This window comes from Hymenobacter coccineus (genome assembly GCF_001816125.1).
Classification (GTDB): Bacteria; Bacteroidota; Bacteroidia; order Cytophagales; family Hymenobacteraceae; genus Hymenobacter; species Hymenobacter coccineus.
In genome coordinates this window covers 23,016-39,354 of sequence record NZ_MDZA01000299.1, presented here as the reverse complement: position 1 = coordinate 39,354, position 16,339 = coordinate 23,016, and the positions used below count along the sequence as shown (strand labels likewise).

13 protein-coding genes are annotated in these 16,339 nt (G+C 62.8%); 2 read left to right on the top strand and 11 right to left on the bottom strand.

The window, feature by feature from the left end; genetic code table 11:
- Window positions 1-59: 59 nt before the first annotated feature.
- The 9 genes from mnmG to BEN49_RS15600 form a co-directional block, all read right to left on the bottom strand.
- Entirely contained in the window at window positions 60-1,928 is a 1,869-nt protein-coding gene (mnmG, locus tag BEN49_RS15640) for a tRNA uridine-5-carboxymethylaminomethyl(34) synthesis enzyme MnmG (RefSeq protein ID WP_070744929.1), read from the bottom strand.
- A gap of 104 nt (window positions 1,929-2,032) precedes the next feature.
- Window positions 2,033-2,491, bottom strand: a complete 459-nt coding sequence (locus tag BEN49_RS15635) for a GNAT family N-acetyltransferase (protein ID WP_070744927.1) — start codon at window positions 2,489-2,491, stop codon at window positions 2,033-2,035.
- A gap of 65 nt (window positions 2,492-2,556) precedes the next feature.
- Window positions 2,557-3,267, bottom strand: coding sequence for a GNAT family N-acetyltransferase (locus tag BEN49_RS15630; RefSeq protein WP_239691964.1), 711 nt, complete (start codon window positions 3,265-3,267; stop codon window positions 2,557-2,559).
- Window positions 3,268-3,295: 28 nt separating this feature from the next.
- Window positions 3,296-3,793, bottom strand: coding sequence for an rRNA maturation RNase YbeY (gene ybeY, locus BEN49_RS15625; protein WP_239691963.1), 498 nt, complete (start codon window positions 3,791-3,793; stop codon window positions 3,296-3,298).
- Complete coding sequence (locus BEN49_RS15620) at window positions 3,790-4,230, bottom strand: ATP-binding protein (RefSeq protein WP_070744925.1); 441 nt, start codon at window positions 4,228-4,230, stop codon at window positions 3,790-3,792. Before BEN49_RS15620 ends, ybeY begins: the two co-directional genes overlap by 4 nt.
- Window positions 4,231-4,325: 95 nt before the next feature.
- Window positions 4,326-7,829 carry a DUF4175 family protein gene (locus BEN49_RS15615; RefSeq protein ID WP_070744924.1) on the bottom strand — a complete coding sequence of 1,168 codons (3,504 nt, stop codon included), beginning with the start codon at window positions 7,827-7,829 and terminating at the stop codon, window positions 4,326-4,328.
- A gap of 71 nt (window positions 7,830-7,900) precedes the next feature.
- Complete coding sequence (locus BEN49_RS15610; protein WP_317040464.1) at window positions 7,901-8,581, bottom strand: exodeoxyribonuclease III; 681 nt, start codon at window positions 8,579-8,581, stop codon at window positions 7,901-7,903.
- Between the two features lie 224 nt (window positions 8,582-8,805).
- The gene (locus BEN49_RS15605; protein ID WP_070744922.1) at window positions 8,806-9,177 is read right to left on the bottom strand and encodes a hypothetical protein; all 372 of its coding nucleotides are present in this window, start codon (window positions 9,175-9,177) and stop codon (window positions 8,806-8,808) included.
- Window positions 9,174-9,572, bottom strand: a complete 399-nt coding sequence (locus BEN49_RS15600; protein ID WP_070744920.1) for a carboxymuconolactone decarboxylase family protein — start codon at window positions 9,570-9,572, stop codon at window positions 9,174-9,176. Before BEN49_RS15600 ends, BEN49_RS15605 begins: the two co-directional genes overlap by 4 nt.
- Window positions 9,573-9,776: 204 nt before the next feature.
- Here BEN49_RS15600 and BEN49_RS15595 point away from each other — a divergent pair, with 204 nt between their 5' ends.
- Window positions 9,777-10,469, top strand: coding sequence for a ComF family protein (locus BEN49_RS15595; RefSeq protein ID WP_070744917.1), 693 nt, complete (start codon window positions 9,777-9,779; stop codon window positions 10,467-10,469).
- Between the two features lie 221 nt (window positions 10,470-10,690).
- Here the strand turns inward: BEN49_RS15595 and gldJ are convergent, their stop codons facing one another.
- Window positions 10,691-11,938 (bottom strand): gliding motility lipoprotein GldJ, encoded by a 1,248-nt coding sequence (gldJ, locus tag BEN49_RS15590; RefSeq protein ID WP_070744915.1) that lies wholly within the window; start codon window positions 11,936-11,938, stop codon window positions 10,691-10,693.
- An 81-nt stretch (window positions 11,939-12,019) separates the two neighbouring features.
- Window positions 12,020-13,072: a PorP/SprF family type IX secretion system membrane protein gene (locus tag BEN49_RS15585; RefSeq protein WP_158022959.1), complete on the bottom strand. Its 1,053-nt coding sequence runs from the start codon at window positions 13,070-13,072 to the stop codon at window positions 12,020-12,022.
- Window positions 13,073-13,239: 167 nt separating this feature from the next.
- Between BEN49_RS15585 and BEN49_RS15580 the strand changes: the two genes are divergently transcribed.
- Window positions 13,240-16,287 (top strand): AsmA family protein, encoded by a 3,048-nt coding sequence (locus BEN49_RS15580; RefSeq protein ID WP_070744912.1) that lies wholly within the window; start codon window positions 13,240-13,242, stop codon window positions 16,285-16,287.
- The last annotated feature ends 52 nt before the right edge of the window (window positions 16,288-16,339 follow it).

Sequence of the window (16,339 nt, the reverse complement as noted above, 5' to 3'; positions counted from 1 at the left end):
GGCGGGGCCCCACCGCTCGCGGGGCCCCGGCCGCCCGGCCCCGGGTATGCAAAGGCCGCCTAGCGGTTGAGATACACCATCAGCACCGACACGTCGGCCGGCGAAATGCCGCTGATGCGGCTGGCCTGGCCCAGCGTTTCGGGCTGGATTTTCAGCAGCTTCTCGCGGGCTTCGTGGCTAAGGGCGGGCATGGCCTTGTAGTCGAGCCGGCCCTGGATGACGAAGTTTTCCAGCTCCAGCATGCGGGCGGCCTGCTGCTGCTCCTTTACCAAATAGCTCTCGTACTTGATGCCGATAACGGCCTGCTCCAGCGCCTCGGCGTCGAAGCCGGCCAGCGCCTCGGCCAGCGCGGGCAGGGCCCCGGTGAGGTCGGCCAGCTCCAGGTTGGGGCGGCGCAGCAGGTTGATGGCGCGGGTGCGCTCGTGGATTTCGGCCGAGCCCAGGGCCCCCAGCAGCGGGTTGATAGCAGGAGCTTCGATGGCAAAGTCCTTCAGCAACTCGGTGGCTTCGGCGGCTTGCGCTTGCTTGCGCTGCACCCGGGCCAGGCGCTCGTCGGAGGCCAACCCCAAGGCGTGGCCTAGCGGGGTAAGGCGCAGGTCGGCGTTGTCCTGGCGCAGGAGCAGGCGGTGCTCGGCGCGGCTCGTGAACATGCGGTAGGGCTCGTCGGTGCCCTTGTTCACGAGGTCGTCAATGAGCACGCCGATGTAAGCCTCGCTGCGCGAGAGCACGAACGGCTCGTGGCCCTGCACCTTGTTGTGGGCATTGATGCCGGCCATCAGGCCCTGGCAGGCGGCCTCCTCGTAGCCGGTGGTGCCGTTGATCTGGCCCGCGAAGTAAAGGCCCGCTACCTGCTTGGTTTCCAGGGTGGCGCGCAGTTGCGTGGGCGGGAAGTAGTCGTACTCGATGGCGTAGCCGGGGCGGAACATCTTGGCGTTCTCAAACCCCACGATGGCGCGCAGGGCCCGGTACTGCACGTCCTCGGGCAGGCTGCTCGAAAAGCCGTTCACGTAGCACTCCACGGTGCTCCAGCCTTCCGGTTCCACAAAAATCTGGTGGCGGTCCTTGTCGGCGAAGCGGTTGATTTTGTCCTCCACGCTCGGGCAGTACCGGGGCCCCAAGCCCTTGATGCGGCCCTGGAACATGGGCGACTTCTCGAACCCTTCCCGCAGAATATCATGCACCCGCTCATTCGTATAAGTAATGTAGCAGGGCCGCTGCTGGGCCAGCGGCTCAGTATCGAGGTACGAGAACTTGCCGGGCGCGGCATCGCCGGCCTGCACCTCCATTTTGGAGTAATCCAGGCTGCGGCCGTCCACCCGGGGCGGGGTGCCGGTTTTCATGCGCCCGGCCTCGAAGCCCAGCGTCACCAGCTGCTCCGTCAGGCCGCGGCTGCCCTTCTCGGCCGCGCGCCCACCGCCGAAGTTTTTCTCGCCGATGTGGATGAGCCCGTTCAAAAAAGTGCCGTTCGTCAGTACCACCGCGGGGGCCCTAAACTCGATACCGAGCTGGGTGACAATGCCCGCCACGGCGCCGTTCTCCACCAGCAGGCCCGTTACCGATTCCTGCCAGAAGTCCACGTTGGGAATGCCTTCCAGGGCCAGGCGCCAGGCTTCGGCGAAGCGCATCCGGTCGCTTTGCGCGCGCGGGCTCCACATGGCGGGGCCCTTCGAGCGGTTCAGCATCCGGAACTGAATCATGGTTTGGTCGGTGACGATGCCCGACTGGCCGCCCAGGGCGTCGATTTCGCGCACAATCTGGCCCTTAGCCACGCCGCCCATGGCCGGGTTGCACGACATCTGGGCGATGGTGTTCAGGTTCATGGTGGCTAGCAGCACCCGCGAGCCCAAGCGGGCAGCGGCGGCGGCGGCTTCACAGCCGGCGTGGCCGGCGCCCACCACAATCACGTCGTATTCAGAAGAAGGAAACATAGCGTTAGCGCGTAAGGTCGTCGCGGTGGGTAAACCCGTGAGTAGCAGGACAACGAAAACCGCCTACAAAGTTCGCCACAAAATGATTAGCGCCGGGGCCCCCGCTACGGCTGGCCCAATGCCTTGCGCAAGCACACGCTGTTCACCACCCCGGCGTATTGGCCAAAATTTTCGGTGCGAACGTAGCCGCTTTTCTCGTAAAGCCGAATAGCCGCCGGTTGCCGCTGGCCTGTTTCGAGCACGGCCGTGGCGTAGCTGGCGTCCAAAGCCCATACCTCCAACTCGGCCAGCACGGCGCCCGCCACGCCCTGCCCGCGGTGCGCCGGCTGCACAAACATGCGCTTGATTTCGACTGCCTCGGCCGTGTACGCTCGGAAGGCGCCGCAGCCCACGGGCGCGTCGCCGAGGTAGGCCACCACCACGGTTTCGAGGTAGTCAACGCGATTGAGCTGGGCGTAGAAAGCGTGCTCGTCGCCATCAATTTCGGCCAAGTAGCAGTCGAGCAGCGCCACCAGCGCCTGAAAATCGGGGTTATCAGAATCGGTGCGGACGAGGCGGAGCATGGCGGGTACGGGCAGTTGGGACGGGTAATTTACCCCAGCCGACTTCGTGGGGCCCCAGCTACGCCTTACGCTGCGCTTTCGGGGCCCCCGCGCGCCAGCCAATCGGCCACGATGGCCGCCGACTGCTGCGCCATCACGTCCCAGGAGAATAGGGGCCACTGGCGGCTGTAGAAGTCGAAAACCTCCGTGGCCGCCGGGCAGGCCCACAGCTTGTAGTCAAACTTGGGGTAGCCGTGCACCACGTAGCCGGGGTAGTAGTACGTCTTTTGCTGCTGCTGGGCGTGCGCTATTTTCAATAGCATCAGGTACTTGCCCAGGCTGTGCTGGCGGTAGGCCGGGTGGTAGAAGTTGACGATGCCGGCAATGCTGTCCACGCCCTGGTCGAAGATGCCGGCCGCCACTAGCAGGTCGCCGTCGCGCACTTCCACAATTGCGGTGTTGAACACCGAGTGCGCCGTGTCCTCGGTCAGCAATAGCTCCTCAAGGGTTGGCGAAGCCTCAAAATCAAGGGATTGATGGTAAATACCGTACAGCGCCTCGTACTCCGCTGTGAGGCGAAACGGCTGCACCGCCACCGAGAACGCCGAGTTGCGCCGCAGCAGGTGGCGCTGCTTGGGGCCCCATTGCGCATCGCGCAACACCACGCGCAACCAGTGTACGGTGTGGAGCTGGTCGTCGTGGGGCAAAAACTGGCAGGTGAACAGGTCCTGCCGCATCCGGTAGTAGCCCTGGCCCAGGTAATAATCCAGGGCAGCGCCGGGAATTACGAGCGGCATAAGCGGCAGATGAGCGGGCCCTGGGCCCCTAAAAGGTGCGCAGCGCCAGGCAATGGTCTTCCTTGGCGCGCATGGCCGTCTGGCTCAGCAGGTCCTTGTCGTGGTAGCCCAACAGGTGCAGCACACCGTGGATCATCACGCGGTGCAACTCGTCGCGGAAGCTGATGCCCAGGTCGTTGGCATTATCGGCCACCCGTTCAGTACTGATGAAAATGTCGCCCTCCAGAATGTCCGAATCGTCGGCGTTATCAAAGGTGATGACGTCGGTAAGCGTGTCGTGGCCCAAGTACTCCACGTTCATCCGGTGCAGGTAATCGTCCGAGCAGAAAACGTAGGTAAGCTGCACAATGCGGTGCTCGTGCACGGCGGCCACGCGCTCAATCCAGCCCACCAAATCTTCGGCGTCGGCCAGCTCAAAGTTGGGCGCGTCTTCCACCATAAACTCGATGCCGGGGGCCTCGTGGTGCAGGGGCCCGGGCGGAAACGAGTCGGAGTCGGGCGGCTCTACGGGCGGGGCAGTATTCACGCGGCGGCGGTGGTGGTGGGGGGCGTGGTTTCGGCGGGAGCCAGCTGGAACGTCAGTTCTACGCGGCGGCCTTCGTTGCTAAACTCCACCGCATCGGCCAAGTGGCGGATAAGGAAGATGCCGCGGCCGCCAGGGTTTTCGAGGTTCTCGGGAGCCGTGGGGTCTTCCAGGTTTTCGTGGTTGAAGCCCGTGCCCTCGTCCTCAATCTCAAACTTAAGCTGGTTGGGCTGCACGTACAGCGAGAGGTACACGTTTTTGTCCTTGTCAAACTTGTTGCCGTGGCGGATGGCGTTGTTCACCGCCTCGGTCACGGCCACCATGATGTTGCCGTAGATATCGTCCTCTATCTGAAAGGTATCCTTCGAGTTATCGATGAAGCTCTCCACCACGCGAATGTTCTCGACCAACGACGGAATCTGGATTTTTACTTGTTTCATAGATCAAAGGGCAAAGGAGAGCGACAGGCGCTGAGCAGCAAAATTAAAAACTTTAACGATAAATGCAGGCTAGCCAATACGGGCCCTGCGGCAAATTATTTCATTTTCTGGAAGTACTCCCCCACCTCGCGCTGGTAGTAAGGCGTGAGCGTCGGGGGGTTAGTACGCAAAAGGTCGGTTTGGCGTTGGCCCGAAACTTTGTACTTATCAAAGGCTGGCGGGAACACGGGCGGCTGCGGCTTAGCGGTTTGAGCTTCGCGTTTGCTGTCCTGGTCGCGTTCCCGGGCCGATTTCTCTACCTCCAGCAAGCGGGTTAGAATCTGCTGCTGGCGGAGCAGGGTTTGCTCCGTCAGGCGCTTGTTTACGAGGTCGGTTTCAGTTTGTTCCATCAGCTTCTTCACTTCGCCGCTGCCCCCCCCGCCCTGCTCTCCTTTGGCATCTTTCTCACTGGGATTGTTGCCTTTGCCATCTTTGCCGCCGGGCTTACCGCCGCCGTCCTTGCCGCTGCCGCCGGGGCCCCCCTGGCCCTGCATGCGGTCGAGCTGCTGCATGGCCTGGCGCAGCATCTGCTGCTGGCCGGCCAGCTTGGCCAGCTCCTGTGACATGGCGCGCCCGGTTTTGCCGCTCTGCGAGAGCTGCTGAATCTGCTGGTTGAGCTGCTGCTGCATCTGGCCCAAGCTGCCGGGGCCCGGCTTGCCTTGCCCCTGCCCTTTGCCCTTGCCTTTTTTGCGGCCGGGCTTGCCCTTGCCGTCCTTGGGCTGGCCCTGGGCCTGCGCCTGGGCCTGCTGCATGTCGTTGAGCGAGCTGCCCAGCATCAGGGCCAGGTTGTTCATGCTGGTCATGGCCTGCTGCTGGGTGGCGGTGGCGCGGTTCACGTCGCGCTGCTGGATGTGGCCCAGCGACTCGTCCATGCGGCCGTTCATCTCGCCCACCTCGCGGGTCACGAAGCTCTGAATTTTGGGCTCGCGCTTGGCCAGCGCGTACAGCGAGTCCTGGATGATGCGCGAATCGTCGCGCAGCTTGCGCTGCGTTTGGCCCAGCTGCACGAAGCGCGGGTCGCTCTGGTCCACCCGGCGGAAATCCTTCATCAGGCTTTCCTGGTCGAAGCTGAGCGTCAGCAGGTTCTTGAGGATGTAGCGCAGGTCGTCGATGTTCTGCTGGGCCTGGTCGCTTTCCTCCTGGTCCTGCTGGTCGCGCATCTTCTTGGCCATCTTCTGCATCCGCTGGGCGGCGCTTTTCTGCTTGGCGGCGGCCTTCTGGTTCTGGTTTTTGCTCAGCTGCTGCTGGCCTTCCTCCATGTCCTGGTCGGCCTGCTCCTGCTCGGGCTTTTGCTCATCGGCGCCGTTCTGGTCGCCCATCTCTTTATCCATCTGCTTGAGGTCCTGCAAGTCCTTTTTCAGGTCCTCAAACTGCTGCTGGTTTTCGGCCTGGGTTTGCTTGAGCTGCTCCTGAGCGGCCTTTTGCTGTTCCTTCGTAGCCTTGTTGTTGGGGTTGTCCTTGTCGTTCTGGGCGGTCTTCTCGGCCAGCTTCTGCTCGTCCTCGGCCAGCTTCTCCAGCCTGTCGGCCGTGGCCTCGGCCTTCTGGTCGAACTGCATTTGCTTGAACATCTCCAGGGTCCTGTCTAGCTCTTTCTGCAAGGTATTCTCCTTGTTTTCAAGCTGCTGCATCAGCTTTTGCATTTCGGCGTCGGGCTGCTTTTGCTGCTCCAGTAGCTTTTGCAGCTTATCGTACAGCTTCTTGGTTTCGGGGTCGAGCAGGTCGGCCATGAGCTTTTTCAGCTCGTCGGCCTTCTTGGCCATTTCCTCACTTTTGGGGTCGAGCTGGTCCTGCTGCTGCCGCAGCTGCTCGAAGGCCTTCTGCATTTGCTCCACCTGTTGGTTGAGCTGCTGCTTCTGGTCAAGCATATTTTCGAGCTGCTTGCGGTCCTGGAAACTCAGCTCGCGCTTGGTTTTCAGCTTGTCGGAGGTCTTGGCCAGCTCGCGCTCCAGCTTTTCGCTCTGCTTGGCGGCCTGGCTCAGCTGGCTGGCTACGGCCTGTGAGGCGGCAGCCAACTGCTGCTCCTGGGCGCGGCGGCTGGGCAGCCGGAACTCAGCCGGGCGGGTGCGGGTGGCCTTGGGGCCGTGCAGGCCGTCGTTGTCCCAGGCTTCCACGAAGTATTCGAGGCGGTCGCCGGGCTTCAGGCCCAGGGCCCCAATGTTCCAGGTGTGGCCGTAGGTGCCGGCGCTTTCGCGGGGCAGCGCCAGCGCCACCACCCGCGCCGTGCCGCCGGGGCCCCCGCGGCGCACCGTGTAGTGCAGCAATAGGCGCGTGAGGCCGTAGTCGTCGCGCACGGTGCCGCCCAGGGCCAGGAAGTTCAGCGAGGCGGTGTCGGAAAACACCTCCAGCGTGAGGGCGGGCGGCGCGTCGGGCACGGCGGTGAGCTGGTAGGCGATGGGGTCGGGGTTGCGGCTGGCGGCGTTTTGCAGCCGCAGCTGGTAGGGCTGCGAGCGCAGCACCTGCCGCGTAGCCACGAAGGCGTCGCCGTCGCGCTGGGCGGCCAGCGTTTCGGCCGGGTTCTCGAACACCAACGCCAGGGCCTGGGTAGCGGCCGTGGCAAATTCCCAGCGCACGGTGCTGCCCTCCGGCACGGTCAGGTTGCCGCCGTTTTCCACGGTTTCGGGGCCCCGGCCGGTGTAGGCGGGGTAGGTGATGCGCGCCTTGAAGTCGCGCAGGCTGGGCCGCTCGCGCACCACCAGCCGGTGCTCGGGCGAGGCAAAGCCAGCGCCGGTGAGCTGAAAATCCACGTCGGCCTGGGGCTGCTCAAACACGTAGCGGAACTGGTCGGGGTGGCCCGGCAAGCGCTGCATTTTGCGCTCCGCCCCGCCGTAGCGGACGCTGGCCTCGGCGGGCAACGCGTTGCCGGTCACGGTTACTTCCAGCGTAAAGTTCTCGCCCCGAAAAGCCGTCAGCTGCTTGTTCTTCAGCACGAACTCGAACGGCGCGGGCGGTGAATAGGCGCGCTGGTAGTGCCAAATCCGCTCGGTGCCCTGCTTCAAAAAGCTCGGGAACACGGCCAGCGCCAGCCCCAGCAGCGCCAGGGGCCCCAGCGCGTACTTCCACAGTGGCCGGCTTTGCTGCTGAATGTCAATGCCTTCGGCGAAAGAGATTTGGCCGAGCTGGGCGGCGCGCTGCTCCAGGCTGGCCGCTACCAGGGCGTTGCCCCGGGCCTGGCCCTGCAGTTGGAGGGCGTTCAGCAAGCGGTCCTGCACCTGCGGGAATAGCTCGCCCACGCGGCGGGCGGCCTGCTCGTCGCTCAGCAGGCGGCGCAGGTTGGTGAGGGCCGCCAAGGGCTGCCAAATCCAGCGCGCAAAGGCGTACACCGCCAGCCCCAAAAAGCCAAACAGCAGCCCCGCCCGCACCGCCGTGGGCAGGTACAGGAAGTACTCGAGCAGGTTGAAGGCCACGAACAGCGTGAGCAGCAGCCCGCCCGCCACCAGGGCCCCCCGCACCAATAAATTCAGGTAAAACTTGCGCTTGAAGGCTTCCAGCTCGGCCAGCACCCGCGCCAGCGCCGGGTACTGGTCCGCGCCGGGCGCGTCGCGCTCCACCACTACGGCCATAAGTCAGGTCTTGTCTCCGGGAAAGATACGCAAAGCGCGGCGGCGTTAGTTCAATCCACGGGGCCCCGGCTTCACCCCAGCTCCACCCAAGCTGGGCAATGGTCGGAGTGCACGGCGTCGGGCAGGAGGCCGGCCGCCGCCAGGCGCGGTTGCAGCACGTCGTCGGCCAGCCAGTGGTCGAGGCGCCAGCCCACGTTGCGGGGGCGCGAGCCGGCCCGGTAGCTCCACCACGAGTAGTGGCCCGGGGCCCCCGGGTGGTGGTGGCGGAAGGTATCCACGAACCCATCGGCCAGCAGGTCGCGGAACCACTGGCGCTCCTCGGGCGTGTAGCCGGGGCTTTGCTGGTTGGCTTTGGGGTTGTGCAGGTCGATTTCGGTTTGGCAGCAATTGAAGTCGCCGCCGATGAGCAGCGGGGCCCCGCCCTGGGCCCGCAGCCCGGCCACGTAGCGCCGGAAAAAGTGCAGCCACTCCACCTTAAACGCCTGCCGCGCCGGCCCACTCGTGCCCGAGGGCATGTAGGTGTTCAGCACCGATACGTCGTCAAAATCGAGCCGCAGCACGCGGCCTTCGTCGTCGTAGGCGGGCGTGCCGCAGCCGTGCACCACGGCCACGGGCTTGGTTTTCGAAAACGTGGCCACGCCGCTGTAGCCGGGCTTCTGGGCCGGGTGCAGGTAGGCGTAGTAGCCCAGCGCCTCGAAGCCCGACACGTCCAGGGGCCCCACGCCGGCTTTTATTTCCTGGAGGCAGAGCACGTCGGGGTCGCCTGCCGCACCCAGTCGAGCAGCCCCTTGCTCAGGGCCGAGCGCAGGCCGTTGACGTTGTAAGAAATGATTTTCATCACTGATTTTGACTGATTAACCGTGATTTCGCTGATTATCAAAGGTTGTCATTCCGAGCGCAGCGAAGAATCTGGAATTGCCGTTCAGCGAGTATCAACCAGATTCCTCGCTGCGCTCGAAATGACAACCTTTGATAATCAGTCTTCCAGGCTAAAATATTCCAGCATGTGCCACTTCATCATGCGCTCCTGCTCTTTGAGGAAGGCGAAGGGCACCGGGCGCAGCAGCTTGTAGTGCGGCCAGCCGTCCTCATCCACGCGCTCCAGCTCGTAGTGGCCGCTGAGGCTGAAGAGCTTGCAGGTGGCGATGTGCATCAGGTCCTGCTTCTGCTCCTTGGTAAATTCGGCCACGCCCTGCCCCAGCTCCTGCACGCCGATGAGCAGCAGCAGGGCGTTCAAGTCGGGGCGCTTGCCGAAGCGGGTTTCCATCTCGTCCAGCAGTGCGGTCCAGCGGTGCTCAAAATCGGCTTCGGTTTCGAGGTGTTCCGGGGCGGTCAGGTCGTCGCTCATGCGGCGGGGCCCCCGTGGGCATGGGCGTGGTCGGGCGCGGGCTGGCCCTGGCCGGCTTCCTCCTTCAGGATTTCCCAGTACTCCACTGCGCGGCGGAAGTGCGGGATGACGATGCTGCCCCCAATGAGGTTGGCGATGGCGAATACCTCGTAAATCTCTTCGTCCGAGAGTTTTTTCTCGAAGCACTTGCCCAAATGGTACTTGATGCAATCGTCGCAGCGCAGCACCATGGAGCAGGCCAGGCCCAGCATTTCCTTGGTCTTCACATCGAGGGCCCCGGCGGCGTAGGTGTTGGTGTCAAGGTTGAAAAAACGCTTGATGACCTTGTTGTCGGCGGCGAGAATCTTCTCGTTCATCCGCTGGCGGTAGTCGTTGAATTCGGTTACTTGGGACATGGTAGAATTATCGGTTATTTACTGTTGGCTGAGGCCCTACTTTAGGGGCCCTGGAAGCAGGACCCCAGGTCGTCATGCAGATCGTGGCGAAGCATTTTTTCCGCTTCACTAATTATTTACTGCCGCAGGAAAGATGCTTCGCTGCGCTTTGCATGACGTTCCGGGACCCTAATTCCTCGCCAACTAAAACGCAAATTTACGCCCATGCTTCGTTCCTGGCTGGCCGACTTTGTGGGCCTGGTTTTTCCGCGCCTGTGCCCGGCCTGCCGCGAGCCGCTGGCCCGGGGCGAGGCGCACCTGTGCACCAACTGCCGCGCCGAACTGCCCTACACCGATTTCCACCGCCTGCCGCCCGAGGCCAACCCGCTGGCCCGCCGCTTCTGGGGCAAGTTGCCCGTGCGCCACGCCCTCAGCTACTTGCAGTTTGTGCGCCAGGGCCGGGTGCAGCGCCTGCTGCACGGCCTCAAGTACGGCGGCCAGCGCGACGTAGGCACGGCCCTGGGCCACCTCTACGGCGCCGAGCTGGCCGCTGCCGGTCTGGCCGCCGACTTCGACCTCATCGTGCCCGTGCCGCTGCACCCGCGTAAGCTGGCTAAGCGCGGCTTCAACCAAGCCGAGGTATTCGCCGAAGGTCTGGCTGCCGGCCTGGCCCTGCCTTGGGCCCCCGCCCTGCGCCGCACCGCCCACACCGCCACCCAAACCAAAAAGAACCGCGCCGAGCGCTGGGAAAACGTGGCCACCGTGTTCGAGGCCGCCGACGCTGCCTCAGTAGCCGGCCGCCGCGTCCTACTGGTCGATGACGTGCTGACCACCGGCGCCACCCTCGAAGCCTGCGGCGCGGCCCTATTGGCCGCCGGGGCCCTGGAAATCAGCATCGCCACTATTGCCTGCGCTTGATGCCTGAACTGCAGATTAAGTGGATTTAACGGATAAGAACGGATTCCTTGGGCCCCTGTTTTGCGTTTAGGCAGGTGTTGTATATATATGATTGTGAGAGTATAAAAGCAAAAAAAAGGCGACCCATTTGGGTCGCCTTTTTTTGCTTTCGAACCAAGAACGGGGCCCCAAGGAATCCGTTTTTATCCGTTAAATCCACTTAATCTGCGGTTCGGAACAAATTACTTGTTGCTGCCGGCGTTGATCATGGCGCAACGGAAGCCGATGGTAGCCGTGGCCGAATCCTGGGCCATGAAGCGGCGGGTGCCGGGCGAGAGCCAGTAGGCTACATCGCGCCACGAGCCGCCTTTGTACACACGCACCTTGTCGTCGATCAGCGACTGGTAGCCTTTCTTGTCGTATTTGTCGGCGGGGTCAAGCACGCCGTTGCGGCGGAAGGGGTTCAGGTCTTCCACGTCCTGGTACGAGAGGGGGCGGTACACGTCTTGCACCCACTCGTTCACGTTGCCGGCCATATTGTAGAGGCCGTAGTCGTTGGGCGGGTAAGCGTAAATCTGCTCCGTAATCATGGCGCCGTCGTTCAGGCTGCCGGCAATACCGGCGTAGTCGCCGCGGCCGCGCTTGAAGTTGGCCAGGAACTGGCCCTGCTTGCGGCCGTAGGCGTTGCGGGTGGTGCGGCCGTCCCAGGGGTAAATGCGTTTTTCCTCCTGGTTTTCATTGCCCACCTCCTGGGTGCCGATGAGGGCCAGGGCGGCGTACTCCCACTCAGCCTCGGTGGGCAGGCGGTAGTTGGGCAGCGTGTTGCCGTTTTCGATGGAGATGCGGTTCTTGCTATCGGCGGCGGCGGTGCCTTCGGCGGCGGTGTCGCCTTTCTTCTTGCGCGAGAACAAGCCTCCGCCTTTTTTGCCCGAATCACCTTCTTCTCCAGCCAAGCCTTCGTTCACTTTGGCGGTGCGCCAGGTGCAGTAGTCGTTGGCTTGCAGCCAGCTAACGCCTACCACGGGGAAGTAGCGGAAGCCGGGGTAGCGCAGGTAATAGGTCACGTAGGGGTCGTTGAACGACAGGTCGCGGGCCCACACGGTGGTATCGGGCAGGGCCGACTTATAAAATTCCTCCGCCGAGTCGGTGCGGATAAAGTGCAAATATTCCAACCAGTGGATGTTGGCCACCTCCGCTTCGTCCATATAGAACGAGGCAATGGTAACGGTGCGCTCCATGTTGTCGTGCGTCAGGGTCACGTCTTCCTCCTGGCTGCCCAGCACGGTGCGGCCACCCTCGATGTACACAAGACCCGGGCCAGCCGGGATACTTTTGTAGCTGGACACCTGCATGCCCTTTTCGGTGTTGTACTCGACCCCTGTGGTCGACGACTCTTTGCCGGGGTTAGCGGCGCTGCGCTGGCCGTCCTTGCAGCTGGCTAAGGCCCCGAGTGCGAGTGCGCCCAGGCATAGATAGTTGGATAATTTCATGACTAGACTAGTTCAACTAGGGGTGAAGAATCGTTATCAGTAGTATTTCGGTTGCAATTTAAATGCAATATTACAAAGAATCTAGAATGCTGGGCAAGGCGCGATAGGATAATTTCTCCGGCGCAGGCGTTGGTAGGCATTTTCGAGCTTGTCAAACGCCCTAAGGGCCAAAGTTATTTCGTGGGCCCCGCCTAAATTTGCACTTAAGCTGCTCAGGCCCACATCGTAGCTGTAGCCCAGGCGCAGGCCCCCGGTCTGCACCCCCGCCACTACGGCCAGTACGTGCTGCGGCCCAACGCCAGTGTTACCGAAAAGGTTGCGGTATACGGCCCCCAGCGTGACGGGCGACGCGGTGAAATACAATCCGGCCTCGACGCGCTGCGAGCCGCCCTGCCGGCTGTAGGCCGCCACGGGGGTATAACTCAGCTCGCGGGTGGCGCGGCCGGGGCCCGGCTTCACGGCAAAAAATTTGTAGCCGCCGCTCACGTTCAGCAGCAGCGGCAGCTGGCTTTGGGCCCGAAACCCGAGGCTGGGCTGGTTGAGGTGCTGCCCGGCGATGCTCAGCCAGGCTTGGTCGGAGTACAGCACTACGCCGGTGCCCACGCTGAGGTAGTTGCTGGGCGCGAAGTCGATGGCCTCGGCCGAGGGCCCCGTCACCTGCCCATCGGCCGAAATCTGGTCGCCGAACGTGAAGTTGCCGTAGCTCACGCGCTGGCGGCCGTAGCTGGCGCGCAGGCCCCCGCTCAGGGCTACCTGCCGGGTCAGGCGGGTGTGGTAGGCGTACAGGGCCCCCGCCTGGATGCGGGTGTAGCCCACGGAGCCCGCCTGGTCCTGGTCCACGAGCAGGCCAAAGGCGTGGTGCTGGCCGGGCCGGTCGGGCCGCCAGTCGGCCGCGGCCTGGGTGGTCACAAACGAGCCCGCCAGCGTGGGCAACTGGTTGCGGTAGCTCAGCGTCACGCTGTAGTCGTCGAGCAGGCCGGTGAAGGCCGGGTTGGTGTGCAGGCGCGTGGCGAAGGGCTGCGAAAAGTACACGTCCTGGGCCTGGGCGGCGGGCGCGGCCAGGCCCACGGCAGCAGCAGCGCCGCGCCGCGCCCCAGCCAGCGGGCCGGGGCCCCGCGCAGTGAAAAAGAGCAATGCATAAGGGCAGGCAAAACGCAGTTGGGCCCGGTTTTGGTACGGCCGGTCAACGAAAGTACGGCCCGGGCCCCGGAAAGGAACACTTGGGCGCCGCCCCGCCGTTTAAGGCAAAGGCAACGGGCGGACATTCTATTTTTGCCCGATTCACTTTAGTACGAGTAGCTATGCGGAAGATTCTGATTGGTTTGGGAATAGTAGTGGTGCTGCTTCTGGCGGCTGTGGTGGCCGCGCCGTTCTTGTTTAAGGACAAGTTGCGGGCCCTGGCGGACAAACAAATTGCCCAGCGCGTGCGCGCCAAAGTGCAGTACGACCCGAACGGCATCGACGTGAGCGTGCTCCATTCCTTCCCCGACCTGACGCTGGACATTAAGAACTTGCGCGTGATTGGGCTCGATTCGTTCAGCCGCGACACGCTGGCCTACCTGCCCAACCTGCGCGTGGGGCTCGATATTATGACGGTCATCAAGGGCCAGGAAATCAAGATTAACACCGTGGAGCTGGACCGCCCCGATATTAGCCTGCGGGTGCTGAAAAGCGGACGGACCAACTGGGACGTGATGATTTCGGACTCGGCTGCTGCGGCCAAGGGCCAGGATACCAGCCAGGTGCGGCTGGCCATCAAGGGCTGGCAGGTGAACGACGGCCACCTGCGCTACGAGGACCTGACGCTGCCCTTCCGCATGGAGGCCCGCCAGGTGAATCACACCGGCAGCGGCGACTTCGCCAGCAACGTGTTCGATATGACCTCGAAAACCACGGCCGGCGGCCTCGACATGGCCTACGGGGGCGTGGCCTACGTGACGAATAAGAAGCTCGACGCCGACGTGGCCATGCAAATGGACCTGAACAAGAGCCTCTACACCTTCAAAGAAAACCAGGTGAAGCTCAACGACTTCCCGTTCAGCTTTGCGGGGGCTATTGGGCTGCCCAACGCCACGGACATCACCTACGACGTGACGTTCAAGGCGCTGCAAACCGACTTTAAGAATATTCTGAGCCTAGTGCCGGGGGTGTTCAACGCGCAGTTTAAGGATGTGGCGGCGAGCGGGCAGGTGGCCTTCGACGGCTATTACAAGGGCACGCAAAACGCGCTGCGCATGCCCGGCTACGGCGTGAACCTGACCGTGACCAACGGCCGCTTCAAGTACCCCAGCCTGCCGCAGGAAGCCAAGAACATCAACGTGAAAATGGTGGTGGACAACCCCTCGGGCTTCACCAACAACGTGAAAGTGAACATTTCGCAGTTTCACCTCGACCTGGGGCCCAACCCCGTGGATGGCAACGTGGCCATCGACGGCCTGGAGCCCATGAAGGTGGACGGTCGCGTGAAGGCCAACGTGAACCTGGCCGAGGCCCTGAAGGTGTACCCGGTGCCGGGCCTCAGCATGCGCGGCCAGTTTTTTGTGGATGCCACGGGCAAGGGCACCTACTCGAAAACGCAGATGCCGGTGGTGAACGCCGCCATCAAGATGACCAACGGCTACGTGAAATCGGATAAGTTTCCGGCCCCGATTGAGGATATTAACTTGAGCGGTACGGTAGTGAATAAGACCGGCCAGGTGAACGATACCTACGTGAACCTCCCGCAGTTCCACATGATGCTGGAGGGCGAAGCGCTCGACGGCCGCCTGGCGGCCCACAACATCAACTCGCCCGTGTTCGACGCTAACGTGAAGGGCACCGTGGACCTCACCAAAATCACCAAGATTTTCCCGCTGGAAGGCATGACCGTGACGGGCCGCGTATCGGGCAATATCGCCGCCGCCGGCAACATGGCCGATGTGGACGCTGGCCGCTACCAGAACGTGAAAGCCAGCGGCACGGTGCAGGCCAAAAACGTGACGTACAGGAGCAAAGACCTGCCGCAGGGCGTGAACATCAGCAGCGCATCGGGCACGTTCAACAACAACCAGATTGCGATTCAGAGCCTGAACGGCACGGCCGGCACCTCCGACTTTGCGGCCAACGGCACGGTGAGCAACTACTTGGGCTACCTCTTCACGCCGGGCCAGGCCTTAAAGGGTACGATGAACGTAACCTCGCGCAACTTTAACGTGAACGAGTTTATGGTGGACCCGGTGAGCGAGAAATCGACAGCTACCGGCAAAGGGGCCCCGGCGAAGGCCGATGGGGTGGTGCCGATTCCGAAGTTCTTCGACCTGGTGCTGAACAGCAAGGTGGACAACGTAACCTACGATAACCTGAAGCTCAGCAATGCCAGCGGCACCGTGACGGTGAAGAACGAGGTGGCGACGCTCAAGGATTTGACCTTCAATACGCTGGGGGCCACGTTTGGCACCACCGGCAGCTACAACACCCAGGATTTGGCCCACCCCAAGTTTGACCTGGGGCTGAACATTAAGAACCTCGATTTCCAGAAGGCGTTTGCCTCGTTCAACTCGGTGAAGGCGCTGGTGCCGCTGGCAGCGGCGGTGCAGGGCGTATTCAACACCAACTTCAGCGTGAACGGCGAAATGGGCCAGGACATGCTGCCCAAGCTGACTTCGCTGAGCGGCAAGGGCTTATTTGACATCGTGAAAGCCAACGTATTGCAGTCGCCAGTGCTCTCGCAGATTGCCAGCCTCACGACCCTCCCCGAACTGAAAAACCTGAGCATCGTCAACAAAATTGTCGATGCCCAGATTGTGGACGGCAAGCTCGTGGTGAAGCCCTTCGACCTGAATGTGGGCGACGTGAAAATGACGCTGGGCGGCACCAACAGCCTGGCCGGCCTGCTCACCTACGTGGCGGCCATCAACGCGCCCACCGGCAAGCTCGGCAACGCCGTGAGCAGCAAGCTCACGCAGCTCACGGGCGTATCCAACATCCAGGGCACCGACCGCGTGACGTTGGGCCTGAACATCGGTGGCACCATGACCAGCCCCACCGTGAAGCTGACCAGCGGCAGCCTCAAGGACCAGGGCAAGGCCATTGTGACCAACGTGGTGAAAACCAAGCTCACTGACGCGCTCCTTGGCCTGGCTACTAAGAACCGGGCGAAAACCGACAGCACCCAGAAGGCCACCGCCACCGCCCAGCAAACCTCGCAGGAGCAGCTGAACCTGGAGGTGCAAAAGAGGAAGCTGGAGGCCGAGGCGAAAGCCAAGCAAGCCATCGGCGCGGGGCTAAACAGCCTGTTTGGCGGCCGTAAGAAGGCCGCGGCGCCAGCGCCGGCTGTTGCTCCGGCGGCCGCAGATACCACGAAGAAGTAAAGCTGGTTCTTTCGGCAAGATTTTTGAACAGAACGTCCCGATAACCAATTGG